Below are 26,881 nucleotides of genomic sequence, written 5' to 3' on the forward strand. Positions count from 1 at the left end.
TCCGCCACCGGCGAGGCCGGTAGGGTGCGGGTGTGGCCGAAGGACGCGAGCACCGCGAATACCGCATGGAGGAGCTGGCCGAGAAGGCCGGCATCCCGGTGCGGACCGTGCGCTTCTACCGTGAGCGCGGACTGATCTCGCCGCCCCGCCGCGAGGGGCGCATCGCCTGGTACGACGACCACCACCTGGCCCGGCTGCGCACCATCACCGGCCTGCTGGAGCGCGGCCACACCCTCACCGGCATCGCCGATCTCGCCCGCACCTTCGAGAGCGGGCGCGATGTCGCCGAGGTGCTGGGCCTGGGCGAGCCGACCGAGGAGACCCCGGTGCGCCTCACCCCCGAGCAGCTCGCGGACTACTTCGAGGGCGAGACCACCCCGGAGAACCTGGCCGCCGCCCTCGAACTGGGCTATCTCGCCACCGACGGCGACGAGATCGTCCACATCAGCCGCCGCCTGCTGGAGGTGTCGTCCCAGCTGGTGCGCGAGGGGGTGCCGCTCGCCGCGGTGCTGGCGGCCGGCCGCCGCGTCCGCGAGCACGCCGACGCGCTCGCCGAACTCTTCGTGGGCGTCCTGGAGAGCCGGGGCGACGGGACCGAACCGCCCCAGCTCCGGCCGCTGGCCCGCGCGGTGATGGACGCCGAGCTGTCCATGGCGCTGGACCGGCGGCTGCGCCGCGAGAACACCGACGAACCGCCACGGGATCCCGCTCCCTGACGGGCGGTCACGCGAAGACTGCTGCCGGGCGGACTCTCTCGATCTCGATCGCACGCCGGGATACTTCCCGGCCCGTACCGCCCGGCACTCTCCCCGTTCGCACGCTCTACTGTTCGAAGACCACCGTCACCGGTGCGTGGTCGCTCCACCGCTCACCGTGCGTCGCGGCCCGCTCGACCCAGCCCTTCACCGCGCGCCCGGCCAGGCCCGGCGTCGCCACCTGGTAGTCGATCCGCCAGCCGGTGTCGTTGTCGAAGGCCCGCCCCCGGTAGGACCACCACGAGTACGGCCCCTCCTCGTCGGGGTGCAGCGCCCGCACGACATCGACGTACTCGGCCTCGTCGAAGACCCGGGTCAGCCACTCCCGCTCCTCGGGGAGGAAGCCGGAGTTCTTCTTGTTGCCCTTCCAGTTCTTGAGGTCCGCCTCCTGGTGGGCGATGTTCCAGTCACCGCAGACCAGCACCTCACGGCCGTCGGCCGCGGCCCGCTTCTTCAGGCCCTTGAGGTACGGGAGGAACGCGGCCATGAACCGCTCCTTCTCGTCCTGCTTCTCGGTCCCGACCTCGCCGGAGGGCAGATACAGGCTCGCGACCGTGACGCCCGGCAGGTCGATCTCCACGTACCGCCCGCTCGCGTCGAACTCCTCGCTCCCGGCGTCCCCGAACCCGCCGAACCCGATCTGCACGCGCTCCGGCGCACGCCGCGTGTAGAGGGAGACCCCGGCCCGCCCCTTGGCGGCGGCCGGTGCGTGCACGGTGTGCCAGCCGGCCGGCTCACGCACCTCTTCGGGCAGCTGCTGCGGCTCGGCCCGTACTTCCTGGAGGCAGATCACATCGGCTTCGGTCAGGGCCAGCCACTCGACGAAGCCCTTCTTGGCGGCGGCACGGAGCCCGTTCACATTGGCGGTGGTGACAGTCAGCATCCCGGCACGATACCGACATTCAACTCACGCATACATGTACCATAATCCGCATGATTATCCACCCTCGGTCGTTCGACCACCCCGATGCCGTCAGACTCAACGACCAGGTGCAGCTCGAATATGCCGAGCGGTACGGGGACGAGGGCGATGTCACACCGCTCGACCCCGCGATGTTCGAGCCGCCGAACGGCCTGTACCTCCTCGCCTACGACGCGCGGGACCGCCCCGTCGCCACCGGCGGCTGGCGCACCCAGAACCGCAACGAGGAGGGCTACTCGGACGGCGACGCCGAGCTCAAGCGGATGTTCGTGATACCCGAGGGCCGGGGCAACGGGCTGGCCCGCCGCATCCTGGCCGCCCTGGAGGACGACGCGCGGGCGGCGGGCCGTGTCCGCATGGTGCTGGAGACCGGGGATCAGCAGCCCGAGGCGATCGCGCTGTATCTGTCCAGCGGCTACACCCCGTGCGAGAAGTTCGGCCACTACCGCATGTACGAGAGCAGCCGCTGCTTCGCCAAGCCGCTGCGGTAGCGGCCGTACCCCGGCCGTCAGGCGTCGGCCGCGTACCGCCAGAACTCCCGCATCAGCGTGGGCGGGGTCGGTCCGGCCATCTCCAGCTGGGTGAGCAGGACGGTGACCAGGCCGGTGGCGGGCGTCAGGTGCCCCGCCGTGCCCGTGCCGCCCACCCAGCCGTAGCGCCCGGGAACGTTCCAGGGCTCGATGGCCTCGACATCCACCGACCCTCCGAATCCCCAGCCCTGCCCCTCCAGGAACAGCGTGCTGCTGTCGCGCTCCGCCCGCGTCAGATGGTCGGTGGTCATCAGCCGCACCGATTCCTCCGACAGCACCCGCCGCCCGTCGCTCCCCCCGTCACCCCCGGCGAGCAGCATCCGGGCGAAGGCGTACCAGTCGTCGGCGGTCGAGACCAGCCCGCCGGCGCCGGACGGGAACGCGGGCACAGTCCTCCACTGCCCGTCCGGTCCGTCGACCAGCCGGAGCCCGCCGCCCTCCGGATCGGCCCGGTAGTAACCGGTGAACCGGTCGGCCTTCTCCGCCGGCACCGCGAATCCGGTGTCGGCCATCCCCAGCGGCTCGAACAGCCGCTCCGCCAGGAACTCGGGCAGCGACCGGTCCGCGACCCGGGCGATCAGCACCCCGAGGATGTCGGAGCAGGTGTTGTACAGCCATGCCTCGCCCGGCTGGTGGAGCAGCGGGATACGGGACAGCGCGGCCATCCAGGCGTCCGGCTCCGGGACGGTCTGCGGCTGCGGCGGCCCCTGTTTCAGCTCGCTGAACAGCAGCCCGACCGCGGGCAGCGAGAAGTCCGACGGGAAGCCGTACCCGGCCCGGAAGGTGAGCAGGTCCTCCACCGTGATCACCCGGTCGGCCGGAACCACGTCGTCGGCCGGGGAGGACGGCGTACGGACCACCATCGGTGCCGCCAGCTCCGGCAGCCACTGCCGGACCGGCTCGTTCAGCGCGAGCCGGCCCTCCTCGACCAGCATCATGACCGCGGCGGCGGTGATGGGCTTGGTCATCGACGCGATACGGAAGATCGAGTCCCGGCCCATCGGGACCGCGCCGTCCGCATCGGCCGATCCGACGGCCACCACCTCGGCCCGGTCCCCCCGGGCCACCAGCCCCACCGCGCCGGGCGCCGCCCCGTCACCGACGTACTCGTTCAGGACATCGTTCAGATTGGTCATCGGTCCACCTTCCCGCTCATGCTCCGAAAAGCAGGACCGCCGCACCGCCCGGAACTCATCGGCCCGGGTTCAGCGCACCCGGCCGACACCCACGTAGAAGCCGCTGCGCTCCCGCACCGGCGCGGGCTCCTCGCGGTACCACTCCGTGGCGAAGACCAGTCCGGGCTCGACGAGCTCCAGCCCCTCGAAGAAGGGCTCCACCTCGCTCCGGGTACGCATCCGCAGCGGGATCGCCCCCTTCCTGTACGTGGACTCGGTCTCGTCCTTCAGCTCCGGGTGCTGGTCGGCCGTGCCGTGCGAGAGCACCAGGAAGCTGCCCGACGGCAACGCGTCGACGAGGGCGCGGGTGATGCCGTACGGGTCCTCGTCGTCCGGCAGGAAGTGCAGCAGCGCGATGAGGGACAAGGCGACCGGCCGGTCGAAGTCCAGCAGCCCGCGGGCGTGTTCGATGATCGCCTCCGGCCGCCGCGCATCCGCGTGGATGTAGTCGGTGGCCCCCTCCGGCCTGCTGATCAGCAGCGCCTCCGCGTGCCGCAGGACGATCGGGTCGTTGTCCGCGTAGACGATCCGGGCGGACGGCGTGATGCCCTGGACCACCTGGTGCAGATTGGGCTCGGTGGGGATGCCGGTGCCGATGTCGAGGAACTGATCGACCCCGTTGCGCGCCAGCCAGGCGGAGGCCCGGTGCATGAAGGCCCGGTTCCGCGCCGCGTTGCCCCGCGCCTCCGCGGGCAGCCGCTCCGCCACCTGCTGATCGACCGGATAGTTGTCCTTGCCGCCCAGGAGCCAGTCGTAGACGCGCGCGGGGTGGGGCTTGCTGGTGTCGATCCGGAGCTCGGGCTTGTCGACCGTCACTGGGCGCTCCTCTCGGTGCGGAGAATTCGGAGGAATTCAAGAGGGGTGAACGCGTTCAGAGTAGGCGACGCCCACCCCGCGACCACGACCGGAACCCCTTGCCCTGAAGTGCACTTCAACATCCACACTCCTTCTCACGGCCACCGAACGACGGCGGCCGGAACCGGAGGGGACCGCCATGAAGTACCGCACCATCGGAACCGATCCCGCCACCCGCCGCGAGGTGAGCGTCCTCGCGCTCGGCGCGATGCTCTTCGGGTCCGTCACCGACGAGAAGACGTCGTTCGCGATCCTGGACCACTTCGTCGAGGCCGGCGGCACCTTCATCGACACCTCCGACAACTACGCGTACTGGGTCGACGGCGGTCTCGGCGGCCAGAGCGAGCGGCTGCTCGGCAAGTGGCGGCGCAGCCGCGGCATCGGCGACGAGGTGGTCATCGCCACCAAACTGGGCGCCGAACCCCTCGCGCCCGGGACCGGGTTCGTCGACAACCCGGAGGGCCTGTCCGCGAAGGCGGTCCGCGAGGCCGCCGAGCGCAGCCGGGAACGGCTCGGCGTGGACAAGCTGGACCTGCTCTACGCACACATCGAGGACCGGACCGTCCCCCTCGGCGAGACCGTCGAGGCGTTCGGGGAGCTGGTGGCGGAGGGCACGGCCGGGCTGCTGGGCGCCAGCAACCACGCCGTCTGGCGGGTGGAGCGGGCCCGCTCGCTCGCGGCCGCCGCCAAACTGCCCGGCTACGAGGTGCTGCAGTACCAGCACAGCCATCTGCGTCCCCGGTTCGACGTCCCCAGCCCGCTCTTCGAGGACGGCAGCCTCGGCCACGCCGGCCCCGAGATGCTCAGCTACCTGCGCGCCGAACCCGCACTGACCCTGGTCGCCTACTCACCGCTGCTCGCCGGCGCGTACACCCGCACCGACAAGCCCCTCCCCCAGGACTACGACCACCCCGGCACCCCCGCACGGCTCGCGGTCCTGCGCGAGATCGCCGCCGAGACCGGGGCCGGCATCAACCAGGTCGTCCTGGCCTGGCAGATCGGCGGCCGGCTGCCGGTGATCCCGCTGACCGGTGCTTCGTCGGTGGCCCAGCTGAAGGAGAACCTGGCGGCGGTCGACCTGGACCTGACGGACGACCAGCGGGCGCGCCTGGACAACGCCCACTGATCCCGGGCACGGCCGGCCCCGCCGTCACCGCTCCTCGTCCGGCGGCGGCGCGGGTCCGCCGCCGTCGTCGGACAGCATGACCAGGCGCACGGCCGTCCGGCGCGAGTCCGGCAGGTGCTCGCCGGGCCGGGCGGCGTGCAGATGTTCGCCCTGAGCGACTTCCACCGGCGCTCCCGTCCGGTCGAACGCTCCTCGATCTCCGAGAGCGGGAACGCCCCGCGGAACGACGAAGGTCCCGCCCGATCTTTCGATCGGACGGGACCTTCGTGTGTGCGGTGGACCTGTGGGGATTTGAACCCCAGACCCCCTCGATGCGAACGAGGTGCGCTACCAGACTGCGCCACAGGCCCTTGCAACGAGTGAAACTCTAGCACCCCCGACGGGGTGCTCGGAAATCCGGTCCGTGCTGGTCAGCCGAGGCGGCGGTGCAGCGGGGTCCGGAGCGGACTCACTCGTTGGCGGCCCGGGGACGTTCCCCGTCCTCGTACTGGTCGAAGAGCGGGGTCCGGCCCCGGTCGCGGGTGCGGCGGGACTGGTTGGTGCGCTGGCGCGGCGCCGGGTCGACCGGGGGTGCCGCGGGGTGCGAGGTGCCCGTCTGGGTGGGCTCGGCGGCGCTGGAGCGGGCCGCGCTCCAGGTCTCCGGGTTGCCGACCTCGACGCCACCGGTGGCGCGCGGGGCGACCGGGGCGGTGACATAGGTCGGCAGCGGGACCGGGACCGGCTCCCAGCTGTCGCCCTGGACCCGGCCGCGTTCGCGCTGCTGGTCGACCCATTCCGCGTGGTCCGTCTGCTCGACCAGGGCACGGCGGCCGGCCTCCTGCGGGGAGACCGCGGGCGTCGGCTCCGGCTCGGGGCGGCGCGCTTCGGGCTCCTCGTCGGTCTCGGCGGGGGCCGCCGCGTCCGGCTGGTGCCTGCGGGGGCGGTTCTCGCGCAGGTGCTGCGCCGCCACCTCGGCCCGGCGGCGGTCCATGGTGAAGGCGAACCGGCGCCGCTCCTGGGCCCGCAGATGCACGATGTACGTGCTCAGCAGCACGGCCGGAACCGCGGGTGCCCAGAGGAAGTGCAGGCCGCCGACGGCCGCGACCACCGCGCCGAGGGTGAAGGCCAGGAAGAGGATCACGGTGGTGCGCCGTCGGCGCGCGAGGACCTGGAGGCGCTTGGCGCGCCGGACGCGCTCGGCGTCCGTTCCGCCGGGGCGCGGACGGGCTCGTCGGGCGGGGGCCGGTGCCGGTTCGGGGCGCTCCTCGGCGGCGCGCGCCGGGTCGTGCACCCGGGCTTCGGTCTGCGCGTCGGGCGCGGCGAAGGCCCGGACGTCCACGGAGACCATTCGGTCCGTGGCGACGTCCGGGTCGGCGTCGGGCTCCGCCTCCTCGGCGGTGCGCTCCCGCAGCTCCTTGGCATACCGGCGCTCCATCGCCGCCCGTCCGGACAGCAGCCGGATGGCGGTGCTGAAGCGTTCCGTCGGACGGGCTTCGTTGAGCTCATCCTGCCTGCGGAGCCACATCGGCACCAAGTAGGCGGCCCAGGCCCCGACGATGACTGCATAGATGAGGCCGCTGCTGCTCACGTCTCACACCGTAGAGGGGTTTGCGCGGAGGCATCCGCCAATTGGCCCGGTGTGTCGCACGATCCGGCTGATATCACGGACTTTTTTTGTGATTCTTCGGATCAACCATGGGCGTTTGTGCGTTCGCCATCGGTCAACTGCCGATCAATATCGAACACTTATTTTATTTCCCGTGGCGTTCCAGGTCGCGTCCGGTGCCAGCGCCGCAACATCCCGTCGGGCACTTCCTCCGCGGTGAGCGCATAGATGAGGTGATCCCGCCATGCGCCGTCGATGTGGAGATAGCGCGGGCGCAGGCCCTCCTCGCGGAATCCCAGTTTCTCCACGACTCTTCTGCTGGGCCCGTTCTCCGGCCGAATGCACACCTCGATCCGGTGCAGTCCGACCGCGCGGAAGCAGTGGTCGACGGCGAGGGCGACCGCGGTCGGCATCACCCCCCGGCCGGCCACCTCCTGATCGACCCAGTAGCCGACATGGCCCGAGCACATCGAGCCCCAGGTGATCCCGGCGACCGTCAGCTGACCGACCAGCCGGCCCTCGTACTCGATCGCGAAGGGCAGCATCCGGCCCGCGTTGGCCTCGGCCCGCAGGTGGCGGATCATCTGACGGTACGTGGGGCGCTGGGCCACCGGTCCGCCCGGGGCGGGCGGCGGCACCGTCGCCTCCCAGGGGCGCAGCCAGTCGCGGTTGCGCCGGTTGACCTCGCGCCACATGCGCTGGTCGCGCAGTTTGATCGGGCGGAGCACGATCGCGCCGTCGCGGAGGACCACCGGCCAGGTCGAGACGTTCAGCTCGGGCTCCCCGGTCGGGGGTGATCGCCGCCGCGCAACTGGTCGACGGCGTGCACCAGGAGACGGGTGAGGACGGCGAGTCCGTCGCGCACCCCGCCGGTGGAGCCCGGCAGGTTCACGATGAGGGTGCGGCCCGCGACGCCCGCCAGTCCCCGGGAGAGCGCGGCGGTGGGGACCTTCTCGCGGCCCTCGGCACGGATCGCCTCGGGGATGCCGGGGATCTCGTGGTCCAGGACGCGGCGGGTGGCCTCGGGGGTGCGGTCGGTGGGCGAGATGCCCGTACCGCCGGTGGTGACGATGACGTCGTACCCGGCGGCCGCTCCGGCGCGCAGGGCCTGTTCGACCGGGTCGCCGTCGGGCACGACCTGCGGGCCGTCGACGGCGAAGCCGAGCTGCGTGAGCGCCTCGGCGATCAGGGGGCCGCCCTTGTCGGCGTAGACGCCGGCCGAGGCGCGGTTGGAGGCGGTGACGACGAGGGCGGCGTAGGGGGCGGTCGACGCGCCGCCGAGCGGGGCCTCGGGCGGCCGGGCGTCGCCCGGCTGCCCCGTGCCGGGCGCGGTCACGTGTCCGCTCCGTCCGCCTCGGTGTGCCGGAGGTCCTCGGTGCGCCGGTAGTCGCCGGACTTGCCGCCGGACTTCGACTCGACCCGCACGTCGGTGATGACCGCAGTTTTGTCGACCGCCTTGATCATGTCGATCACGGTGAGCGCGGCGACGGAGACGGCGGTCAGCGCCTCCATCTCGACGCCGGTGCGGTCCGTGGTCTTCACGGTGGCCGCGATCTCCACCGCGTCGTCGGCGACGCTCAGGTCGACCTCGACGCCGGAGACGGCCAGCGGGTGGCAGAGCGGGATCAGGTCGGGGGTGCGCTTGGCGCCCATGATCCCGGCGATCCGGGCGGTGGCGAGGGCGTCGCCCTTGGGGACGCCCTCGCCGCGCAGCAGCTCGACGACGCGCGGCGAGACGAGGACCCGGCCGCTGGCACGGGCCGCCCGCGCGGTGACGTCCTTCTCCGAGACGTCGACCATGCGGGCCGCACCCGCCTCGTCGATGTGCGTCAGCCTGTTCTGCGTACTCAACTAACTCCGCCTCGCGGTAGGGCGCCGGTTGCCCGCACGGCCCGCACCGGGGTGCGGGCCGGGGGCCCCGGGGGTGTCCCCGGGAAGGCACAGCGCCAGACACCGTACCGCCACCGCCCCGGGATCAGCGGAGCAGGATCACCTCGGTGTCCGTGCCGGGCTCGGCGGAGGTGACGTCCTCGGGCAGCACGATGAGCGCGTCCGACTGGGCGAGGGCGGCGATCAGATGCGATCCGGAGCCACCGACGGGGGTGACCGTGCCGGCCTCCGCGTCGTACGTACCGCGCAGGAACTGGCGCCTGCCGGACGGCGAGGAGAGTGCCTTGTCCGCTTCGAGCGTGGCCCGGACGGTGGGGCGGTTCACGTCCTTGAGGCCCATCAGGGCGCGGATCGCGGGGCGCACGAACAGTTCGAAGGAGATGTACGACGAGACGGGGTTGCCCGGCAGCGCCAGCAGCGGGGTGTGGTCGGGGCCGATCGAGCCGAAGCCCTGCGGCTTGCCCGGCTGCATGGCGAGCCTGCGGAAGTCGATGCCGCTGCCCGGCTCGTCCTCGTCGCCCACCGAGGACAGGGCCTCCTTGACGACGTCGTACGCGCCGACGCTGACGCCCCCGGTGGTGACGACGATGTCGGCCCGGATCAGCTGGTCCTCGATGGTGGCGCGGAGCGTGTCGGCGTCGTCGGTGACGGCGCCGACCCGATAGGCGATCGCTCCGGCGTCCTTGGCCGCGGCCGTGAGCGCGAAGCTGTTCGAGTCGTAGATCCGGCCGCCGGTCAGCTCCTCGCCTGGCTGGACCAGTTCACTGCCGGTGGAGATGACGACGACGCGCGGCCGGGGCCGCACCTTCACCGTCGAGCGGCCGATCGCGGCGAGCAGGCCGATCTGCGGCGGGCCGATCACCGATCCGGCACTCAGCGCCAGATCGCCCGGCTTCACGTCGCTGCCGCGGGCCCTGACATGGGCGCGGGCCTCGACCGGCCGGTGCACCCGGACCTCGCCGCCCGCGCCCTCCGGGGCCTCCCGCAGGGAGCGCATGGTGTCGGCGGGGCCGCCGCCCGTACCGCCGTCGGTCCACTCGACCGGGACCACGGCCTCGGCACCGGCCGGCAGCGGGGCGCCGGTCATGATCCGGGCGGCCTCGCCGGGGCCGAGGCTCCGGTCGCCGGGGAGTCCGTCGCTGCCCGCCGCGACATCACCGATGACGGTGAGCACCGCGGGGAACTCCTCGTCGGCGCCCTCGACATCGGCGACCCGGACCGCGTACCCGTCCATCGAGCTGTTGTCGAAGGGCGGCAGGGCGATCTCCACCATGACGTCCTCGACCAGGACGCAGCCCTGGGCGTCGTGCAGTTGCAGCTCGATGGGTTCGAGCGGTCGCACCGCGCCGAGAATGTCGTCCAGGTGCTCGTCCACCGACCAGATCGTGCTGCTCAAGGTGCTACATCTCCTCAGTGACGTAACTGCGGAGCCAGGTCTTGAAGTCCGGGCCCAGGTCTTCACGTTCGCACGCGAGTCTGACAATGGCACGGAGGTAATCGCTACGGTCACCGGTGTCATAGCGGCGGCCCTTGAAGACGACGCCGTGCACCGGGCCGCCCACCTTCTCGTCCTCGGCGAGGAGCTGGAGGGCGTCGGTGAGCTGGATCTCGTTGCCGCGGCCGGGCTCGGTCCTGCGCAGTATCTCGAAGACGGCGGGGTCCAGGACGTAACGGCCGATGATGGCGAGGTTGCTGGGCGCCTCGGACGCGTCGGGCTTCTCGACGAGGCCGCTGATCCGCACCACATCGCCCTCGGCGGTGGGCTCGACGGCCGCGCAGCCGTACTGGTGGATCTGCTCCGGCGCGACCTCCATCAGCGCGATGACGCTGCCGCCCTCGCGCTCCTGGATCTCGACCATGCGGGCCAGCAGCGGGTCGCGCGGGTCGATCAGGTCGTCGCCGAGGAGCACCGCGAACGGCTGGTCCCCCACGTGCGGTGCGGCGCACAGCACGGCGTGGCCGAGGCCCCGCGGGTCGCCCTGGCGGACGTAGTGCATGGTGGCCAGATCGCTCGACTCCTGGACCTTCTTGAGCCGCTCGGCGTCTCCCTTGCGGGTGAGCGCGGACTCCAGCTCGTAATTGCGGTCGAAGTGGTCCTCCAGCGGGCGCTTGTTGCGGCCGGTGATCATCAGCACGTCGGAGAGACCGGCGGTCACCGCTTCCTCGACGACGTACTGGATCGCGGGCTTGTCGACCACAGGCAGCATCTCCTTGGGAGTGGCTTTGGTGGCCGGCAGGAAGCGGGTACCGAGCCCCGCGGCCGGAATGACAGCCTTGCTGATCCTGGGGTGCGACTGAGTCATGCGCAGAACCATAACCGGTGCGTATGTGAGGAAGATGAGGCTCCGGTTAACTTTGTACGCCTATATACACATGCGAGAGGTTCGGGGTGCCCGTTGAACGCAGAGATGTCCCGAAAAGCACTGCTCAGACGTGAACTGCTGGCCGCGCGACGCCTTCTGACCGGGGAAGACGTGGAAAACGCCGCAGTGGTTCTGTCCCGGAACGCATTGTCGCTTCCGGAACTGTCCGGGGCCCGTACCGTCGCCGCGTACGTCTCGGTGGGCACCGAGCCCGGCACCCGCGCGCTGCTGGACGCGCTGCGCGCCCGGGGGGTGCGGGTGCTGCTGCCGGTGCTCCTCGCGGACAACGATCTGGACTGGGCGCCGTACGAAGGTGCCGGGCGTCTCGTCCGGGCCGGCCGCGGACTGCTGGAGCCGGACGGGGAGCCGCTGGGCCGCGACGCCGTGCTGGAGGCCGACGCGGTCCTGCTGCCGGGGCTCGCGGTGGACGCGCGGGGCATGCGGCTCGGCCGCGGCGGCGGCAGCTACGACCGGGTGCTGGCCCGGCTCACGGCGGCGGGCGCGCATCCGGCGCTGATCGTCCTGCTGTACGACGACGAGGTGGTCGCGCAGGTCCCGGAGGAACCGCACGACCACCCCGTCGACGTGGTGGTGACACCGGCGGCGAGCCGCCGGATGAGCCGCTAGGGCGCTCTCGCCCCAGGGCCTGGGGGTCAGGGCTTGAGGGTCAGGGTGTCGGTGGTCGACTTGCCGACGGCGTTGGTGCCGAAGGACCAGTCGAGCAGTTCACCGTTGACCCACTTGTCGGTCTGGTCGGTGTAGTGCGCGCTGAACGCATGCCCGGAGGCGCCGGTGAGGTTGATCCAGCGGGACTTGTCCCAGTCCCCCACGTTGACCACCATCCGCATCGACGGAACCCAGACCACCTCGTAGCCGCCCGCCGCGTTCCAGCCGGTGGCGTTCACCGCGGCCTCGCCGCCGCCCAGGTTCCACGGGCCCCGGTTGAGCGCCCGCTGGAGCAGGCCGGGGCCCTCGGTGCCGAGGGTCTGGTTCTTCAGGGTCAGCTGGTGCAGCCGGCCCCAGCTCCAGGTGGTGATGTCCTTGCCGAGCTTGGCGGTCAGCTCCCAGCGGGCGTCCTCCATGGCGCGGGCGAAGAGCTGGTCGCGGTTCTCGGTCGGCTCGTCCCGGCCGCTCCTCGGCGCCTTCCACCAGTCGCTGTTCTGGTCGTCCATCAGGTCGGCGACCACCTGGTACCAGCGGTCACCGCCGTCGGGCTGGGCGGAGTCCGCGGCACGCTGGCCGCACTCGCGCACCAGCCTGCGCTGCTCGTCGACCGGACCCGAACCGCCGGCCCTCGGCACGTTGAGGCACTCACCCTCGACCCGCAGCTCCTTGGGCAGCTTGTTGCCGAAGGCCAGCTTGAGGATGTTGCGCCAGACCGCGTTGAAGTACGCGGCCGCGGCCGAGTCGGGCTCCTGGGTGTAGTCCCAGCCCTCCAGGAGCTTCTGCGCCTCGCGGACGCTCTTGTCCGAGACGTTGATCTTCATCAGCTCGGGCACCAGCAGCGCGGCGATCTCGCTGGTGTTGTCCATCTGCATCTTCTGCATGTCTTCGGTCGAGATCTTCCCGCCGCCCTTGGTCTTCGACTGGATGAGGTCGTCGATCCGCTGGCTGCGGCTGCCGTAGCCCCAGTCCTTGGTCAGCAGGTGCGGGTACTTCTTCTCGTCGATGACGGCCTGGTTGGCGGTGACGATGTAGCCGCGCTTCGGGTTGTACTCGTAGGGCAGCTCGTCGAAGGGGATCGGGTCCTTCTCCCAGCCGTACTTCGAGGACCAGCCGGGGCTGGGCATCGTGCCGTCGCCCTTGAGGCGGACCGGGATCTTCCCGGGCGCCTGGTAGCCGATGTTGCCCTTGGTGTCGGCGTAGATCAGGTTCTGCGAGGGAACCTCGAAGTGCTCGGCCGCCGCCTGGAAGGTCTTGAAGTCCTTGGCCCGGTTCAGCTCGAAGACGGCGTCCATGGACTTGCCGGGCTCCAGTGCCGTCCACTTCAGGGCGACCGCGTAGCCGTCGGCCCGGTCCGGGGCCGCGTTGGTGACGGGGGCCTTCTGGCCGACCTTCTCCATCTCACTGCTGCGGTCGGAGACCAGCGGGCCGTTGTTGGTCTCGCGGACGGTGATCGTCCGGTCCTTGCCGCCCGCCACCTTGATGACCTCGTCGCGGACGGTGAAGGGCTTGACCTTGCCGTCGTACAGGTAACCGTCGTCGGAGACCTTCTCCAGGAAAAGGTCGGTGACGTCGGCGCCGAGGTTGGTGAAGCCCCAGGCGATGTCCTGGTTGTGACCGATGATCACGCCGGGCATGCCGGAGAAGGTGTAGCCCGCGGTGTCGTACTGGCACTTCGCGCTGATCTCGCGGCAGTGCAGGCCCATCTGGTACCAGAGCGAGGGCAGCTGCGGCGCCAGGTGCGGGTCGTTGGCGAGCAGCGGCTTGCCGGTCGTCGTGTAGTCGCCCGAGACCACCCAGGAGTTGGACCCGATGCCGTTGCCGTTCGGGCCGAGCAGCGCCGGGATCTGGTCGAGGGTGTCGGAGAGCGAGGAGAGCTGGGTGTTCAGGCCCTCGGTGGCGCCCTGCGCGGTGTCCGAGCCGATGTTGTCGGACGGGGTCGCGTCCGGGTCGAACTTCCCGGTGACCGGGGAGACGGCCCCCTGGTCGACGATCGGGCGGTGCTTCTCGTACGGGTACGCCGGGTAGAGGTCCTCGATCTGCTTCGCGTCGAGCCTGCTGGTCATCAGCGAGCGGTCGATCTCGTCCTGCATGTTGCCGCGCAGGTCCCAGGCCATGGCCTTGAGCCAGGCGACCGAGTCGACCGGGGTCCACTCGGCCGGCTTGTAGTCGTTGGTGAAGCCGAGGGCCGCGTACTCGACGGAGATGTCCTTGCCGTCACGCCCCTTGAGGTAGGCGTTCACGCCGTCCGCGTACGCCTGGAGGTTCTTCTTGGTCTCCTCGGACAGGACGTTGTCGTACTCCTCCTGCGCGACCTTGCGCCAGCCCAGCGTGCGCAGGAAGGAGTCCGTCTCGACCTGTCCGGAGCCGAACATCTCGGAGAGCCGGCCGGCCGTCATGTGACGGCGGACGTCCATCTCCCAGAAGCGGTCCTGCGCCTGGACGAAGCCCTGGGCGCGGAAGAGGTCGGCGTCCGTGTCGGCGTACAGCTGCGGGATTCCGTAACTGTCGCGTTTGACGTCCACGTTCCCGTCGAGGCCGTCGAGCTTCGTCGACCCCGTCGTCTGCGGGTACGAGGCCCGCACGGTGGATACGGACCAGAACGCCCCGTATCCGATACCCGCGACGAGCGCCAGCACCAGAACGATCACGATCAGGCGGGCACGTCGCCCCTTCTTCCTGCCGGTCTTCGCACCGGCGGAACCAGTGGCGCCGGTGGAACCGGAAGAGGCGGTTGTGTTGGCGGGCATCGCTGTCCTTCGAGGGGCAGGTGGTCCTGGGAGTGCAGGAGCAACCATAGGCGCAGCGCCGGGACGGCTCTGACGCGGTATCGGGATGATTCGAAATGCGTAGCGATCGCACGGACGCTCGAAGGCATCAAGAAAGCGTTAAAGATTAGGTAAGGTAACGAAGTACCGGCCGCCAACGGCCGATGCCGAGGGTCGATCCGGTCGAACCGATCGGGCCGCCCGATCAGATCGAACCGTCCGATCAGATCGATTCGTTCGACTCGGCAGGCGTACGCAGGGAAGGAACGGCCACTGTCTGTCCACACGCTCAACGAACTCCTGCTCGTCTGCTCACTCGTACTGCTCGTCGCGGTGGCGGCGGTGCGTATCTCCTCGCGCAGCGGGCTCCCCAGCCTGCTCCTGTACCTCGGCATCGGGATCGCCATAGGGCAGGACGGCTTCTTCGACGTCAAGTTCGACAACGCGGAACTGACCCAGGTCATCGGCTACGCCGCACTGGTCGTGATCCTCGCCGAGGGCGGCCTCGGCACGAAGTGGAAAGAGATCAAACCGGCGTTGCCGGCCGCGGTGATGCTCTCGCTGGTCGGCGTCGCGGTCAGCGTGGGCGTCACGGCGGCCGGGGCGCACTACCTGGTCGGCCTGGACTGGCGGCAGGCGCTGATCATCGGCGCGGTCGTCTCGTCGACGGACGCCGCCGCGGTCTTCTCCGTACTGCGCAAGGTGCCGCTGCCGGCCCGGGTCACCGGTGTGCTGGAGGCCGAGTCCGGCTTCAACGACGCCCCCGTGGTGATCCTGGTGGTCGCCTTCTCGACCACGGGAGCGGTGGACAGCTGGTACGTGCTCATCGGCGAGATAGCCCTTGAGCTCGCCATCGGCGCGGCCATGGGCATCGCCGTCGGCTGGCTCGGTTCGTACGGGCTGCGTCATGTGGCGCTGCCCGCGTCCGGCCTCTACCCGATCGCCGTGATGGCCATCGCGGTGTCCGCGTACGCGGCGGGCGCCCTGGTCCACGGCAGTGGCTTCCTCGCCGTGTATCTGGCCGCGATGATCCTCGGCAACGCCAAGCTGCCGCACTGGCCCGCCACCCGCGGCTTCGCCGACGGACTGGGCTGGCTGGCACAGATCGGCATGTTCGTGCTGCTCGGTCTCCTGGTCACGCCGCACGACCTGCTCGACGACTTCTGGCCCGCGGTCATCGTGGGACTGGTGCTGACCGTGGTGGCACGTCCACTGGAGGTCTTCATCTCGCTGGCGCCGTTCCGGCTGCCCTGGCAGGAGAAGGCACTCATGTCCTGGGCGGGGCTGCGCGGTGCCGTGCCCATCATCCTGGCGACCATCCCGATGGTCGCCGGGGTCGAGGGCTCCACCCGGGTCTTCAACATCGTCTTCGTGCTGGTCGTCGTCTACACCCTCATCCAGGGCCCGACCCTGCCCTGGCTGGCGAAGGCGCTGAAGATCGCCGACGATCCGGCCGAGGCCGCCGACCTGGGCATCGAGTCGGCGCCGCTGGAGCGGCTGCGCGGTCATCTGCTGTCGGTCGCGATCCCGGGCCGGTCGAAGATGCACGGCGTGGAGGTCGGGGAGCTGCGGCTGCCCGCCGGGGCCGCCGTCACCCTCGTCGTACGGGACGGCAAGAGCTTCGTACCGGCGCCCTCCACCGTGCTGCGGCGCGGCGACGAGCTGCTGGTGGTCGCCACCGATCCGGTGCGCGACGCGGCGGAGGAACGGCTGCACGCGGTCGGCCAGAACGGCAAGCTCGCGGGCTGGCTGGGGACCGGCGGAAGAGACGGCGGCGGCCCCGGGGGCGCGGGCCATGCGGGGCTGCATGCGGCACACGATGCGGCACACGATGTGGTGCACGACGTGTCACATGCGCTGAAGGCAGTGAAACGGCTGGGGAAGGCCGGCGATCCGAAGACGGGCGGCTCAAAGGCGGACGGCCCGAAGACGGGCGGCCCGAAGACGGGCGGTCCGAGGACCCGTCACTGAGAGCGGGCGCCGCGAGTGCTTCCCGTGGCGGCTTGCGATCCGAGACGTATGCCTATCGGTTCCGGCTATTGGGTTCCGGCTACTGGTTCCGAAGCGTCTGCTTGCGATCCGAGGCTTCGATGGAGTCCTTGCGCACAATCACAGGTGCGCAAGGGCCCCTGCCTGTATCATCAAGGGACCGATCGACCCTGTCACGGGGCCGGTCAACTCGATCGACCAACCCGAACGACCAACTCTGCCTGATGCAGAGCTGGCGCGACCGTATGGCGGTCGTGGCGTCCTCCGCCTCTGCTGAGCGCCCGGCATCTACCGCAGTTCCGCGCGAAGAGGACAGCTCTCGGCAGCGCCCGCACGAACGGGCCCGCACGCATCCGTGCCGGCCACCCGGCGGGAGCTCGGCCACCAGGCGGCAGAAAGGCATGGACCGTGGCGTCCACGGTCACCGACCGCCCCGGTTACGGGCAGTTGCTGCGCACCCCGGGTGCGTGGACATTTCTTCTTCCGGGCTTCGCCGCACGACAGCCCTTCGCGATGCTGACCATCGGCATCGTGCTTCTGGTCCAGCACACCACCGGCTCGTACGGCAGCGCGGGCGCCGTCGCCGCCGTGACCGGTGTCTCCATGGCCCTGTTCGCGCCGCAGACCGGCAAGCTCGCCGACCGCTTCGGCCAGCGTGCGGTGCTGCTGCCCGGCGTCCTGGTGCACGCGGCGTCCGTCTCGGTGCTGACGGCTCTGGCGCTGGCGGACGCGCCCCTGTGGGCGATGTTCGTCGCCGCCGTGCCGACAGGTGCGTCCGTTCCGCAGGTCGGGCCGATGGTGCGGGCCCGCTGGGCGGCGGTGCTCGGTGCGGCGCCGGGCCGCGAGGCCTCGCCGCTGATGTCCACCGCGGCCGCCTTCGAATCGGTGACGGACGAGTTCACCTTCGTCATCGGCCCGGTGCTCGCCACCGCGCTGTGCACCGGCGTGCACCCGGCGGCCGGTCTGATCACGGAGGCCGCGCTGACCCTGGTCGGCGGGCTGCTCTTCGCCGCACAGCGCCGCACCCAGCCCGCGGTGCGCAACGCCGATTCCGGCACCTCCCAGCGACACTCCTCGGCCCTGTCCGTGCCGGGCGTGCGGGTGCTCGCGGTGACCTTCCTCGGGATCGGCGCGGTCTTCGGCGGCATGCAGGTCTCGCTGACCGCCTTCGCCGAGGAGATCGGCCGCCCGGGAGCGAACGGTCTGCTGTACGGCGTCTTCGCGGCCGGCAACATGCTGGCCGGGATCGCCTGCGGTGCCATCGCCTGGAAGAGCGGGCCGCGACGGCGGCTGATCGTCGGGTACGCGGCCCTCACCCTGACCGCGTCCGGACTGTGGGCGGTGCACTCGGTGCCGCTGCTGGCCGGGCTCGGACTTCTGGTCGGGCTCTCCATCGCCCCGGCCCTGATCAGCGGCTACACGCTGGTCGACGCGCTGGTGCCGGGATCCGCCCGGACCGAGGCGTTCACCTGGCTGACCGGCTCGGTCGCGCTCGGCCAGGCGGCGGCGGTGACGGTCGCCGGGCGGCTCGCGGACGCCCACGGTGCCAGCACCGGATTCCTGGTGCCGCTCGTGGGGACCGTACTGGCGCTGATCACCCTGGTTTCGCTGCGTTCCAGGCTTGTGCCGGCCGCCCAGGGACGGACCGTGGCACGTGGTGTCGGTCACCGGAAGCCGGTCACGGTGGACTGATGCTGCGGAATACGTCAGTATGGAGCGTCGTTAGCACTCATTGAGACAGAGTGCCAGGAGGAGCAAGTGCCGACCTATCAGTACCAGTGCACCGAATGTGGCGAGGGCCTAGAGGCGGTGCAGAAGTTCACCGATGACGCCCTCACCGTGTGCCCGAGCTGCGATGGACGCCTGAAGAAGGTGTTCTCGGCGGTCGGCATCGTCTTCAAGGGTTCCGGTTTCTACCGGAACGACAGCCGCGGCTCCTCGTCGAGCAGCACGCCGGCTTCGTCCTCGGCGAAGGCTTCCGGTTCCGATTCGTCGTCTTCGACGTCGTCGGCGTCGGCGTCGGCGTCGGCGGGATCCGACTCGAAGTCCTCCTCGTCCTCCTCCACGTCGTCCTCGTCGTCCGCTTCTTCGACGAGCGGCACGTCGGCCGCCTGAGCCGAACCGCACTTCCACCGGGAGCCCCGCCGATCCGTTCGGCGGGGCTCCCGGCGTTTCCGCGCGGGGATTCCTCGTTTCCGGACCGGGATGCCGGTGTCAGGGCGGGGATCCCGGCGTTCTCGCGCGCCGCTACTGTGATCGCATGGTGAACGCAGAGATCGGTGTCATCGGCGGCTCGGGCTTGTACTCCTTCCTGGAGGACGTCACGGAGGTGCGCGTGGACACCCCGTACGGACCGCCGAGCGACTCCCTCTTCCTCGGCGAGGTCGGCGGCCGCCGGGTCGCCTTCCTCCCCCGCCACGGACGCGGCCACCACCTGCCGCCGCACCGCATCAACTACCGGGCCAACATGTGGGCGCTGCGCTCCGTCGGCGTACGACAGGTGCTCGGCCCGTGCGCGGTGGGCGGCCTTCGTCCGGAGTACGGACCGGGCACCCTGCTCGTCCCCGACCAGTTGGTGGACCGCACCAAGGCCCGTACGCAGACGTACTACGACGGGGAGATCCGGGCCGACGGGGCGGAGCCGAACGTCCTGCACCTGGGCTTCGCCGATCCGTACTGCCCCGAGGGGCGCAAGGCGGCGCTGGCGGCGGCCCGCGCGCAGAACTGGGATCCGGTCGACGGCGGGACGCTGGTGGTCGTCGAGGGGCCGCGCTTCTCGACCCGGGCGGAGTCGCGCTGGCATGCGGCGATGGGCTGGTCGGTGGTCGGGATGACCGGTCACCCGGAGGCCGTCCTCGCCCGTGAGCTGGGCCTCTGCTACACGACGACGACCCTGGTGACGGACCTGGACGCGGGCGCGGAGGCCGGCGAGGGCGTCTCGCACGAAGAGGTGCTGAAGGTGTTCGCGGCCAACGTGGACCGGCTGCGCTCGGTCCTCTTCGACGTGGTGGCCGCACTGCCTGCGGAGGCGGACCGGGACTGCCCGTGCTCGCACGCACTGGACGGACTCAAGCCGGGGATCGAGCTGCCGTAGCGGGGCGGGACGCCGTGCGGCGGGGGCCGTGCGGCGGGACGCGGCCGGACGGGACGCCGTGCGGCGGGACGCGGCCGGACGGGGTGCGGTCGGACGGGGTGTCGTGCGGCGGGACGCGGTCGGACGGGGCGCCGTGCGGCGGGACGCGGTCGGACGGGGCGCCGTGCGGCGGGTGACGGAGTTTTCCACAACTCCGGGGCTGTCCACAGGCTTCTGCGGGAATCCCGCGGGCGGTGGATCGTGAGGGGTGTTCGTCCGAATCCCTCATGACAGGTGGTGTCGACCGTGCTCGCGTCGTCCGCATCTTCCCCGTACCCCACGTCGTCTTCGCCGTTGCCGTCCCCGCCCCCGGCGCCGCTGCCCTGCGGGGTGCCCGCGTTCGCGCCGCTGCGGGTGCGCGGAGGCGGTGGGCACCGCCTGCGGCGGGCCCTGTGGCGGCAGCGCCGTGCCCTCGCGGCCGGGCTGGCCCTGACCGCCGCCGCACTCGCCGCCACAGGGCTGGGCGGTGGCGGCACAGCGGGCGGCGATGCCGCGTACGGGGCGGGGGCCGGTGGTACGGCAGGGGCGGCGCCGGAGCGGGCGCGGCGACCGGCCCGGTTGGTGTCCGCGCCGATCCGGATCGCGGACGCGGGGACGGTGCGCTTATTGCGGCCGGGCGACCACGTCGACGTGATCACTGCCGGGGAGGCTCGAGCGGGCACCGGGTTCCGGGTGCTGGCGAAGGGCGCGCGGGTGGCGGAGGTGCCGCACGCCGCGGCGGACGGCGTCGCGGGCTTCGAGGGTTCCGGCGGCTCCACGGAGGACGGTGCGCTGATCGTGCTGACCGTTCCCCGGGAGACGGCCACCGCACTGGCCGGCGCGGGCATCTCGTCCCAACTGGCGGTGACCCTATGTTGATTCGCACTGGTGACCGGTCAAGTCACCTGCCCAAACCTGAGAATTGGGTGGTTTCGTCGCGTACTGCCGTAAGTTGCGGAGGAGTTTGCTCCGCCTACAGCACACGCGAAGGAAGGCTCACCTGTGAGCGAGAAAAAGGTCAGTCTGCTGGAAGGGTTCAAAGCCTTCCTGATGCGCGGCAATGTGATCGATCTGGCGATCGCCGTCGTCATCGGTGCCGCATTCACCCAGATCGTGAACTCGATCGTCAAGGGCGTCATCAACCCGCTGGTCGGTGCGTTCGGCACCAAGGACCTGGAGAGCTACAGCTCCTGCCTCAAGGGCCCCTGCATCACGGACCCGAAGACGGGCGAGGTGACCGAGGGCATCCGGATCCTGTGGGGTTCGGTGCTCAGCGCCACTCTCAGCTTCCTGATCACGGCAGCCGTCGTGTACTTCCTGATGGTCCTGCCCATGGCCAAGTACCTGGCCAAGCGGGCAGCGATGCAGGCCGCGAAGGAAGGGGTGCAGGAGACTCTGGAGGTGAGCGAGCTGGAGGTGCTGAAGGAGATCCGCGACGCCCTCGTCTCGCAGCGCGGCGGCCCGGCGGGCGAGACCGGCGAGACCCCCGGTCGGGGTCACGACCAGTAGCGCGCAGCACGGCGGAAGAACCGGCGGCAACGCCGCCGGACCACCACGGAGCGGGGAATCAGATGTGGTGGGGCGGCTTCTCGTCGAGGAAGCGCGCCAGATCGGCGGCGCTGTCACCGGCCGGGGCCCGCTCGCCCCATCCCCGGTCCGTATCGTCCGCGGACTGCTGGTCCAGCGGATCGTCGAAGATCAGAGCCGGTTTCGGTTTCGGCCGGTCCGGCGGGGAGGGCTTCGAATCGCGCGGGCCGGGGGCGGGGGCGGTGCTCATACGTCAAGGGTACGGCGGCGGTCAGCGGTCCTCCGGGTCGATCAGCCACAGCCCGAGGACGACGAGGAACGACAGACAGAGGAAGCCGGCACCCCACCAGGCCGTGCCGGTGTTGCCTTCCATCCATGCGTCGATGATGACGGTCAGCCCCCAGAGCTGGCCGATGACCACCGTCATGGCGAGCGCCAGCCGGGCCGTCAGTTTCGAGGACCGCTCGGGCTCCTGGTCGGTACCGGCCCCCGGACCCGGGCCGGTGTGGCGGACCCGGGGATCGCCGTAGCCGCTGGTGGCGCGGATCTGCGGATAGCGCTCGTGGACCGGCCGGTTGAGCTCGGGGCGAGCACTTCCCGGGTGGTACTCCGGGGGCTCCGGGTTCCCGGACTGCCGGGCGTCACTCATGTCCGCCCGCCAGGGATCTCGGCCTCGGTCCGGGCCTCGGTCCGGGCCTCGGCCCCGGTTCCAGTTCCGGCCCTGGTTCCGGCCCCGGCTCCGGTGGTCCCATGTGCCTCGGCCGCAGGTCCCTCCGCGCCACCGCCCTTGACGGCGGGGCAGCCGATGCGGGAGGCGAGGTCCGGGCGGTCGGCGCGGAGCCGGCGGCACAGACCCTGCTCGACGCTCTCGCCCGAGCGCGTCGTGCCGATGGCCCAGATGCTGCCGTCGGCCTGTTCGATGAGCACCACCTTGGGCAGCGCACGCGGCGGCGGCCCGGCGGTGACCTCACCGGTACGGGCGTCGAAGACGCCTTCGTGACAGGGGCAGTACAGCTCGCCCCCGGAACCCCGGTCCTTGCGCCAGAGCACGGCACAGGCGAGATGGGTGCAGATCGCGGAGTAGCCGACGAGGGTGCCGTCATCCAGCCGGACGGCGACCGCCTTGTCCTCCTCGTCCGGGTAGTGGAAGGCGACGGACTCACCGGGCAGGAGCTGGGCGGCGATCCTCTTCGGCGAGGGTGTCTTGTCGTCGTCCGGGTCGCCGTGACGCGGCAGGATTCCCGCCGCCACGCCGAGACCGCCGACGGCGAGCCCGCCGGAGACGGTCACCACGATCCGGAGGTAGTCGCGTCGGGTGGTGAGGGAGTCGGCGGCGATCCGGTCGTGCAGGGCCTCGCGCGGATCACCGGAGGGCGACTGGTCGGTGACGCTCATCGGCGGACGTCCTTCCCGTTGATCTCGACGACGGGAAGGCCGCCGGGCACCGGCCACTGCATCCGGTCGGCGGGAACGACCATGGCGACGCCGGTGCGCACCTCGCTCCGGCCGAAAGCGAAGGTGTCGGCGACCTGGACGCCGGGGCGCTCCGCCTGGAGCTCCTCGACGGTCCCGTAGAACAGCGCCCCGGTCGGGCAGACGGTCGCGCACATGGGGGCCAGACCGTAGGCGGTGCGGTCGTAGCAGAGGTTGCACTTCATCTGCAGCTTCGCCTGGAGGTCGATCTTCGGGACGCCGAAGGGGCAGGCGTTGACGCAGTTGGCACAGCCGATGCAGCGGGTGGTGTCTGCCTGCTGCACCACACCGTCGGCGGTCACCAGGATCGCGTCGGCGGGACAGACCTCGGCGCACGGGGCGACCGGGTCCTCGCAGTGCATGCAGACAGTGGGAAGGGAGGCCACGGACTGGCCCTCGTCGGTGTAGTCGAGGTGGATCATCGACTTGCCGCGGTGCGAATCGCACTCCCGGCAGGCGGAGACGCAGGCCTGGCAGCCGATGCAGCGCCCCGGGTCGATGAAGATCGTTCTGCCCATCATGGGGCGGTCAGCTCCTCTCCGAGGTGCCACGCCCCTGGGGGGCCGTGGGCGGCAGCGGGTCGGTACGGGAGACCTGGGTCTCCGGGTAGCTGACCTGGCCGGGTGCGACAGGCGGTGCGGGGACGTCGTCGATCTTGTCGGCGTGCTCGATGCGGCAGGCGCACACCTTGTACTCGGGGATCTTGGAGCGGGGGTCGAGGGCGTCGATGGTGAGCGCGTTGGCCGCGGTGGGGACGGGCCAGTGGTACGGGATGAAGACGGTGTCGGGGCGGATCGCCTCGGTGACCAGTGCGGGGAAGACCTCGCTGCCGCGCCGGGTGACGACGCGGACCGGTTCGCCGTTGCGGAAGCCGTGGGAGGGATGGAGCTCGGCCCAGGGGCGTGGGGTCTGTTCCACCAGGGCGCCCAGGCGGCGGGTCTGGTTGCCGGAGAGGAAGTGGGCGACGGTGCGCCCGGTGGTGAGCGACATGGGGTGTTCGTCGTCGTACGGGTCCATCGGCTGGTGCCATTCGACGACCTGCAGATGGATCTTGCCGTCCGGGTGGTAGGTCCTGCCGTCCTCGAAGAGCCGGGGGGTGCCGGGATGGTCGGTGGTGGGGCAGGGCCAGGCGATTCCGCCGGTCTCCTCCAGCCGTTCGTAGGTGATGCCGTAGTAGTCGTTGACGGTGCCGGCGGAGGCGATCCGCAGTTCGTCGAAGACGGCGCGGGAGTCGGCGAAGGCGAATTTGTCGCCGGTGCCGAGGCGCTTGGCGAGTTCGCACATCACCCAGGTGTCGGTGCGTACGCCGGGCGGCGGGTCCTGGGCCTTGTTGTGCTTGACCACCCGGGCCTCGGCGTTGGCCATCACCCCTTCGTCCTCGGCCCAGGTGGTGACAGGGAAGACGACATGTGCGTTGGCGGCGGTCTCGGAAAGGAAGAAGTCGAATTGAGCGTGGAACTCTGTGGCGTCGTACCCCTGCTTGACCACCTTGTAGTTGGGGAGGGAGACGAAGGGGTTGTTGCAGATGCCGATCAGGCCGCGGATCTCGCGGCGCTGCATCTGCCAGACCATTTCCATCATCGAGGTGCCGGCGGGCGGGAGTTCGGACTCCTCGATGCCCCAGATCTCGCAGATCTGCCTGCGGTGCTCCTCGTTCATGATCGAGCGGCCGCCGGGCAGGAGGTCGGATTTCTGCCCGTGCTCACGGCCGCCCTGCCCGTTGCCCTGGCCGGTGATGGTGCCGTAGCCGGCCCCGGGTTTGCCGATGTGGCCGGTGGCGGTGCAGAGGTTGATCACGCTGAGGCAGTTCTCGACGCCCTGCGAGTGGTGCTCGATGCCGCGGGCGTGCCAGGCCATGGCCTTGGGGGCACGGGCGAAGGCGCGGGCGACCTGGGTGATCTGGTCGACGGGGATGCCGCAGATCTCGGCGGCCCGGTACGGCGGGTACTCGGCCACCTTGGCCTTCACCTCCTCCCACCCGGTGGCGTGGGCGGCGAGGTAGGTCTCGTCGGTCAGGCCCTCCTCGATCACCACGTTCAGTACGGAGTTGAAGAAGGCCGAATCGGTGCCGGGCTTGAGGGCGACGTGGATGTCGGCCGTGCGGGCGATCGCGGTCTCCCGCGGGTCGACGACGATCAGGCTCGCACCGCGGTCCCGGGCTCCCCACACGTACTGGGTCATCACGGGGAAGCACTCGCCGACGTTGGAGCCCGCGATCAGCAGGCAGTCGGTGAGCAGGATGTCGGAGAAGGGGTTGCCGGCCCGGTCGATGCCGAAGGCGAGTTTGTTGGCGCCCGCGGCGCTGACCATGCAGAGCCGGCCGTTGTAGTCGACGTGCCGGGACTTGAGGGCGACCCGGGCGAATTTGCCGACCAGATAGGTCTTCTCGGAGAAGAGACTGGCTCCGCCGAGCAGCCCGAAGGCGTCGTTCCCGTAGCTCTGCTGGATCCGCCTGATCTCGGCGACGGTGAAGTCCAGCGCCTCGTCCCAGGAAACCTCGCGGAAGTCCTCGTCACGGGAGCGGCGCATCAGCGGGGCGGTGAGCCGGTCGGGGTGGTTGACCTGCTGGTACGCGTTGATCCCCTTGGGGCACAGCCGCATCCGGTTGATGTCGTGGTTGCGGGGTTCGACGCCGAAGACCTTGCCGCCGCGGTCGACGCGCAGATACATCCCGCACTGCACCCCGCAGAAGCAGCAGTGGGTGGGGACGAGCGTCTCGCCGTCCTGGTCGGCGCGCCACCGGTCGGCGGGGATCCCGCCCGCGTCCCGGAAGGCCCGGGTGCCGGGCGGGGCGAGAGAGGGGTCGAGCGGGACGACCGCACGGGGGTCGGCCGCTCGCGGATCCGCGGTCACTAGAAGCCCTTCTTCACCTGGGAGAGATAGGCACTGCCACGCAGCACCCGCTTGCAGCGCGGGCAGTATTCGGCCCACTCGTCGAAGTCGAGGCTGAGATCGCGCATGGTGCCGCGGAGGTTCTCGACGTAGGGCCCGGTGTCGATGGGCTCCTCGCAGCGGCGGCAGGCGAAGACCTCCCGGTCCTGCCGGGCGGTGTATTTGAACAGCTGCATGCCGACCGCGGCCGGACGCTGGACGATGTGGAAGAACTTCCCGAACGGGATGTAGATGAGGGTGAACACCACCGACACCATGTGGAGGACCGCCAGGAATTCGTAGCCGCCGCCATGCAGGAAGATCGACGAGAAGGTGAGCAGCAGTCCGGTCACGGAGATGACGATGAGCGCGATCAGCGGGACCAGGTCATAGGCGAAGCGCTGGCCGGTGATAGCACCGCGGTCCTTCATCCGGCGCCAGAGGAAGTACGAGGCGCCGGGGATGACGAGCACGGCGGCGATGTCCAGGCCGTGGAACATCAGCCAGCCCAGGAAGTCCAGGGAGTCGAATCCGATGATCTTGAAGCCCCAGATACGCATCTCGTAGCCGGGCCCCGAGCCGGTGCCGGAGGTGAAGGTGAACCAGCCCCAGGTCAGCGGGAAGGTGATCAGCGCGGCGAGGATGCAGCCCCAGAAGATCAGCTGGTGGGCGGCCCAGCGGGCGTGCGAGCGCGCGCCCAGGAATTTCTGGAAGCCCAGGTACGTGGCGATCATCCGGGGCAGCGCGGTGGGGGCCTTGCGGAAGTTGGCCACCGAGAAGAAGCTCCGCCACCCCTGGTTGAACAGCCGTCGGGCGCCGGGAGCGGAGACCCAGACCGTGTAGCGGTAGGCGACGCCGAAGGCGAGGAAGACGGTGGCGACCGCGTACGGGAGAAGGGCGGAGTCGAAGTTCTCCAGCAGTCGGCTGCCGAGCACGATCGCGAGGATCAGGAGGGCGGAGACGATGACGCCGGCCGCGGTCGCCCGGCCGGTGACGGAGCGGGCCCCGGCGGGCGGCGCGCCGCCGGCCTCCCGCCCCGCTCCGGCAGAACCAGCAGAACCAGCGGGACCGGCAGAACCAGCGGGACCGGCCGGGCCGGTGGGACCGGCCGGGCCGGTGGGACCGGCCGGGCCGGTGGGGCCGAGCGCCTCGGCGGAGCCGGTATGTGCGCCGGGGGTGGGCTGCGCGGCTGCGTCGGAGGCTTCTGGCGGCTCGGTCACCTCGTCACCGTAGGGCGGTATCTGACGGCTGGTCCTGATTTACGACTCGGCCGGGTG

27 protein-coding genes and 1 tRNA gene are annotated in these 26,881 nt (G+C 70.8%); 10 read left to right on the plus strand and 18 right to left on the minus strand.

From position 1 onward, the window contains the following. The first annotated feature begins 65 nt into the window (after positions 1 to 65). Complete coding sequence (locus tag ACFVH0_RS05845; protein ID WP_385818315.1) at positions 66 to 716, plus strand: MerR family transcriptional regulator; 651 nt, start codon at positions 66 to 68, stop codon at positions 714 to 716. Positions 717 to 822: 106 nt separating this feature from the next. Here the strand turns inward: ACFVH0_RS05845 and ACFVH0_RS05850 are convergent, their stop codons facing one another. Then, positions 823 to 1,638 carry an exodeoxyribonuclease III gene (locus tag ACFVH0_RS05850; RefSeq protein WP_385818224.1) on the minus strand — a complete coding sequence of 272 codons (816 nt, stop codon included), beginning with the start codon at positions 1,636 to 1,638 and terminating at the stop codon, positions 823 to 825. Between the two features lie 50 nt (positions 1,639 to 1,688). Here ACFVH0_RS05850 and ACFVH0_RS05855 point away from each other — a divergent pair, with 50 nt between their 5' ends. Further along, positions 1,689 to 2,168, plus strand: a complete 480-nt coding sequence (locus ACFVH0_RS05855) for a GNAT family N-acetyltransferase (RefSeq protein WP_385818225.1) — start codon at positions 1,689 to 1,691, stop codon at positions 2,166 to 2,168. Between the two features lie 17 nt (positions 2,169 to 2,185). Here the strand turns inward: ACFVH0_RS05855 and ACFVH0_RS05860 are convergent, their stop codons facing one another. Together ACFVH0_RS05860 and ACFVH0_RS05865 are read right to left on the minus strand one after the other, a co-directional pair. Next, on the minus strand, positions 2,186 to 3,343 hold the full coding sequence (locus tag ACFVH0_RS05860) for a serine hydrolase domain-containing protein (RefSeq protein WP_385818226.1): 1,158 nt from the start codon (positions 3,341 to 3,343) through the stop codon (positions 2,186 to 2,188). Positions 3,344 to 3,412: 69 nt separating this feature from the next. Beyond that, positions 3,413 to 4,198 (minus strand): SAM-dependent methyltransferase, encoded by a 786-nt coding sequence (locus ACFVH0_RS05865; RefSeq protein ID WP_385818227.1) that lies wholly within the window; start codon positions 4,196 to 4,198, stop codon positions 3,413 to 3,415. 178 nt (positions 4,199 to 4,376) lie between these two features. On the opposite strand from ACFVH0_RS05865, the gene ACFVH0_RS05870 reads away from it, so the two are divergent. Then, positions 4,377 to 5,363, plus strand: coding sequence for an aldo/keto reductase (locus tag ACFVH0_RS05870; RefSeq protein ID WP_385818228.1), 987 nt, complete (start codon positions 4,377 to 4,379; stop codon positions 5,361 to 5,363). Between the two features lie 24 nt (positions 5,364 to 5,387). On the opposite strand, the gene ACFVH0_RS05875 is transcribed toward ACFVH0_RS05870, so the two are convergent. The 8 genes from ACFVH0_RS05875 to galU all read right to left on the minus strand — a co-directional run bounded on the left by ACFVH0_RS05875 (position 5,388) and on the right by galU (position 11,141). Continuing rightward, positions 5,388 to 5,528 (minus strand): hypothetical protein, encoded by a 141-nt coding sequence (locus tag ACFVH0_RS05875; protein WP_385818229.1) that lies wholly within the window; start codon positions 5,526 to 5,528, stop codon positions 5,388 to 5,390. Between the two features lie 111 nt (positions 5,529 to 5,639). Further along, positions 5,640 to 5,713, minus strand: a tRNA-Ala gene (locus tag ACFVH0_RS05880). Positions 5,714 to 5,811: 98 nt separating this feature from the next. Next, a complete protein-coding gene (gene glpR, locus ACFVH0_RS05885) occupies positions 5,812 to 6,930 on the minus strand; it encodes a gephyrin-like molybdotransferase receptor GlpR (protein ID WP_385818230.1) in 1,119 nt (372 codons plus the stop codon). A gap of 158 nt (positions 6,931 to 7,088) precedes the next feature. Continuing rightward, the gene (locus ACFVH0_RS05890) at positions 7,089 to 7,700 is read right to left on the minus strand and encodes a GNAT family N-acetyltransferase (protein ID WP_385818231.1); all 612 of its coding nucleotides are present in this window, start codon (positions 7,698 to 7,700) and stop codon (positions 7,089 to 7,091) included. A gap of 17 nt (positions 7,701 to 7,717) precedes the next feature. Continuing rightward, positions 7,718 to 8,284 carry a molybdenum cofactor biosynthesis protein B gene (locus ACFVH0_RS05895; protein ID WP_385818232.1) on the minus strand — a complete coding sequence of 189 codons (567 nt, stop codon included), beginning with the start codon at positions 8,282 to 8,284 and terminating at the stop codon, positions 7,718 to 7,720. After that, positions 8,281 to 8,799: a cyclic pyranopterin monophosphate synthase MoaC gene (gene moaC, locus ACFVH0_RS05900; RefSeq protein ID WP_385818233.1), complete on the minus strand. Its 519-nt coding sequence runs from the start codon at positions 8,797 to 8,799 to the stop codon at positions 8,281 to 8,283. Before moaC ends, ACFVH0_RS05895 begins: the two co-directional genes overlap by 4 nt. Before the next feature lie 124 nt (positions 8,800 to 8,923). Further along, positions 8,924 to 10,234 carry a gephyrin-like molybdotransferase Glp gene (gene glp, locus ACFVH0_RS05905; RefSeq protein WP_385818234.1) on the minus strand — a complete coding sequence of 437 codons (1,311 nt, stop codon included), beginning with the start codon at positions 10,232 to 10,234 and terminating at the stop codon, positions 8,924 to 8,926. A gap of 4 nt (positions 10,235 to 10,238) precedes the next feature. Continuing rightward, positions 10,239 to 11,141 (minus strand): UTP--glucose-1-phosphate uridylyltransferase GalU, encoded by a 903-nt coding sequence (galU, locus tag ACFVH0_RS05910; protein ID WP_385818235.1) that lies wholly within the window; start codon positions 11,139 to 11,141, stop codon positions 10,239 to 10,241. A 105-nt stretch (positions 11,142 to 11,246) separates the two neighbouring features. Here galU and ACFVH0_RS05915 point away from each other — a divergent pair, with 105 nt between their 5' ends. After that, positions 11,247 to 11,828, plus strand: coding sequence for a 5-formyltetrahydrofolate cyclo-ligase (locus ACFVH0_RS05915; protein WP_385818236.1), 582 nt, complete (start codon positions 11,247 to 11,249; stop codon positions 11,826 to 11,828). A gap of 26 nt (positions 11,829 to 11,854) precedes the next feature. Here ACFVH0_RS05915 and ACFVH0_RS05920 read toward each other — a convergent pair whose 3' ends face one another. Beyond that, positions 11,855 to 14,614 (minus strand): penicillin acylase family protein, encoded by a 2,760-nt coding sequence (locus tag ACFVH0_RS05920; protein ID WP_385818237.1) that lies wholly within the window; start codon positions 14,612 to 14,614, stop codon positions 11,855 to 11,857. Positions 14,615 to 14,965: 351 nt separating this feature from the next. Between ACFVH0_RS05920 and ACFVH0_RS05925 the strand changes: the two genes are divergently transcribed. From ACFVH0_RS05925 to ACFVH0_RS05950, 6 genes are all read left to right on the plus strand, one after another. Continuing rightward, positions 14,966 to 16,603 carry a potassium/proton antiporter gene (locus tag ACFVH0_RS05925; RefSeq protein WP_385818238.1) on the plus strand — a complete coding sequence of 546 codons (1,638 nt, stop codon included), beginning with the start codon at positions 14,966 to 14,968 and terminating at the stop codon, positions 16,601 to 16,603. Positions 16,604 to 17,029: 426 nt separating this feature from the next. Next, a complete protein-coding gene (locus tag ACFVH0_RS05930) occupies positions 17,030 to 18,313 on the plus strand; it encodes an MFS transporter (protein ID WP_385818239.1) in 1,284 nt (427 codons plus the stop codon). Between the two features lie 66 nt (positions 18,314 to 18,379). Then, complete coding sequence (locus tag ACFVH0_RS05935) at positions 18,380 to 18,736, plus strand: FmdB family zinc ribbon protein (RefSeq protein WP_385818240.1); 357 nt, start codon at positions 18,380 to 18,382, stop codon at positions 18,734 to 18,736. A 145-nt stretch (positions 18,737 to 18,881) separates the two neighbouring features. Continuing rightward, positions 18,882 to 19,715, plus strand: a complete 834-nt coding sequence (locus ACFVH0_RS05940) for an S-methyl-5'-thioadenosine phosphorylase (protein WP_385818241.1) — start codon at positions 18,882 to 18,884, stop codon at positions 19,713 to 19,715. 333 nt (positions 19,716 to 20,048) lie between these two features. Continuing rightward, positions 20,049 to 20,612: a hypothetical protein gene (locus ACFVH0_RS05945; protein WP_385818242.1), complete on the plus strand. Its 564-nt coding sequence runs from the start codon at positions 20,049 to 20,051 to the stop codon at positions 20,610 to 20,612. Between the two features lie 123 nt (positions 20,613 to 20,735). Then, complete coding sequence (locus tag ACFVH0_RS05950) at positions 20,736 to 21,242, plus strand: MscL family protein (RefSeq protein ID WP_385818243.1); 507 nt, start codon at positions 20,736 to 20,738, stop codon at positions 21,240 to 21,242. Between the two features lie 58 nt (positions 21,243 to 21,300). Here the strand turns inward: ACFVH0_RS05950 and ACFVH0_RS05955 are convergent, their stop codons facing one another. From ACFVH0_RS05955 to ACFVH0_RS05980, 6 genes are read right to left on the minus strand one after another with little or no spacing between them, the layout of a single operon-like run. Then, a complete protein-coding gene (locus tag ACFVH0_RS05955) occupies positions 21,301 to 21,510 on the minus strand; it encodes a hypothetical protein (protein ID WP_385818244.1) in 210 nt (69 codons plus the stop codon). A gap of 21 nt (positions 21,511 to 21,531) precedes the next feature. After that, positions 21,532 to 21,909, minus strand: coding sequence for a hypothetical protein (locus ACFVH0_RS05960; protein WP_385818245.1), 378 nt, complete (start codon positions 21,907 to 21,909; stop codon positions 21,532 to 21,534). After that, positions 21,906 to 22,655 carry a Rieske (2Fe-2S) protein gene (locus ACFVH0_RS05965; RefSeq protein WP_385818246.1) on the minus strand — a complete coding sequence of 250 codons (750 nt, stop codon included), beginning with the start codon at positions 22,653 to 22,655 and terminating at the stop codon, positions 21,906 to 21,908. Before ACFVH0_RS05965 ends, ACFVH0_RS05960 begins: the two co-directional genes overlap by 4 nt. Then, positions 22,652 to 23,254 (minus strand): 4Fe-4S dicluster domain-containing protein, encoded by a 603-nt coding sequence (locus tag ACFVH0_RS05970; RefSeq protein ID WP_385818247.1) that lies wholly within the window; start codon positions 23,252 to 23,254, stop codon positions 22,652 to 22,654. The genes ACFVH0_RS05965 and ACFVH0_RS05970 overlap by 4 nt, the downstream gene beginning before the upstream one ends. A 7-nt stretch (positions 23,255 to 23,261) precedes the next feature. Continuing rightward, complete coding sequence (locus ACFVH0_RS05975; RefSeq protein ID WP_385818248.1) at positions 23,262 to 25,586, minus strand: molybdopterin oxidoreductase family protein; 2,325 nt, start codon at positions 25,584 to 25,586, stop codon at positions 23,262 to 23,264. Next, positions 25,586 to 26,824 carry an MFS transporter gene (locus ACFVH0_RS05980; protein WP_385818249.1) on the minus strand — a complete coding sequence of 413 codons (1,239 nt, stop codon included), beginning with the start codon at positions 26,822 to 26,824 and terminating at the stop codon, positions 25,586 to 25,588. Before ACFVH0_RS05980 ends, ACFVH0_RS05975 begins: the two co-directional genes overlap by 1 nt. Positions 26,825 to 26,881: the final 57 nt, after the last annotated feature.

Origin of the sequence: Streptomyces sp. NPDC127117, assembly GCF_042677325.1 — a bacterium.
Taxonomy (GTDB): domain Bacteria; phylum Actinomycetota; class Actinomycetes; order Streptomycetales; family Streptomycetaceae; genus Streptomyces.

Excerpts from the sequence above, each read along its gene's own strand:
- ACFVH0_RS05970 (WP_385818247.1), bottom strand. The coding sequence starts at position 23,254 with ATGATGGGCAGAACGATCTTCATCGACCCGGGGCGCTGCATCGGCTGC.
- ACFVH0_RS05960 (WP_385818245.1), bottom strand. The coding sequence starts at position 21,909 with ATGAGTGACGCCCGGCAGTCCGGGAACCCGGAGCCCCCGGAGTACCAC.
- ACFVH0_RS05965 (WP_385818246.1), bottom strand. The coding sequence starts at position 22,655 with ATGAGCGTCACCGACCAGTCGCCCTCCGGTGATCCGCGCGAGGCCCTG.
- ACFVH0_RS05860 (WP_385818226.1), bottom strand. The coding sequence starts at position 3,343 with ATGACCAATCTGAACGATGTCCTGAACGAGTACGTCGGTGACGGGGCG.
- ACFVH0_RS05915 (WP_385818236.1), top strand. The coding sequence starts at position 11,247 with ATGTCCCGAAAAGCACTGCTCAGACGTGAACTGCTGGCCGCGCGACGC.
- ACFVH0_RS05855 (WP_385818225.1), top strand. The coding sequence starts at position 1,689 with ATGATTATCCACCCTCGGTCGTTCGACCACCCCGATGCCGTCAGACTC.
- galU (WP_385818235.1), bottom strand. The coding sequence starts at position 11,141 with ATGACTCAGTCGCACCCCAGGATCAGCAAGGCTGTCATTCCGGCCGCG.
- ACFVH0_RS05955 (WP_385818244.1), bottom strand. The coding sequence starts at position 21,510 with ATGAGCACCGCCCCCGCCCCCGGCCCGCGCGATTCGAAGCCCTCCCCG.
- ACFVH0_RS05845 (WP_385818315.1), top strand. The coding sequence starts at position 66 with ATGGAGGAGCTGGCCGAGAAGGCCGGCATCCCGGTGCGGACCGTGCGC.
- ACFVH0_RS05850 (WP_385818224.1), bottom strand. The coding sequence starts at position 1,638 with ATGCTGACTGTCACCACCGCCAATGTGAACGGGCTCCGTGCCGCCGCC.
- ACFVH0_RS05940 (WP_385818241.1), top strand. The coding sequence starts at position 18,882 with ATGGTGAACGCAGAGATCGGTGTCATCGGCGGCTCGGGCTTGTACTCC.
- ACFVH0_RS05870 (WP_385818228.1), top strand. The coding sequence starts at position 4,377 with ATGAAGTACCGCACCATCGGAACCGATCCCGCCACCCGCCGCGAGGTG.
- ACFVH0_RS05920 (WP_385818237.1), bottom strand. The coding sequence starts at position 14,614 with ATGCCCGCCAACACAACCGCCTCTTCCGGTTCCACCGGCGCCACTGGT.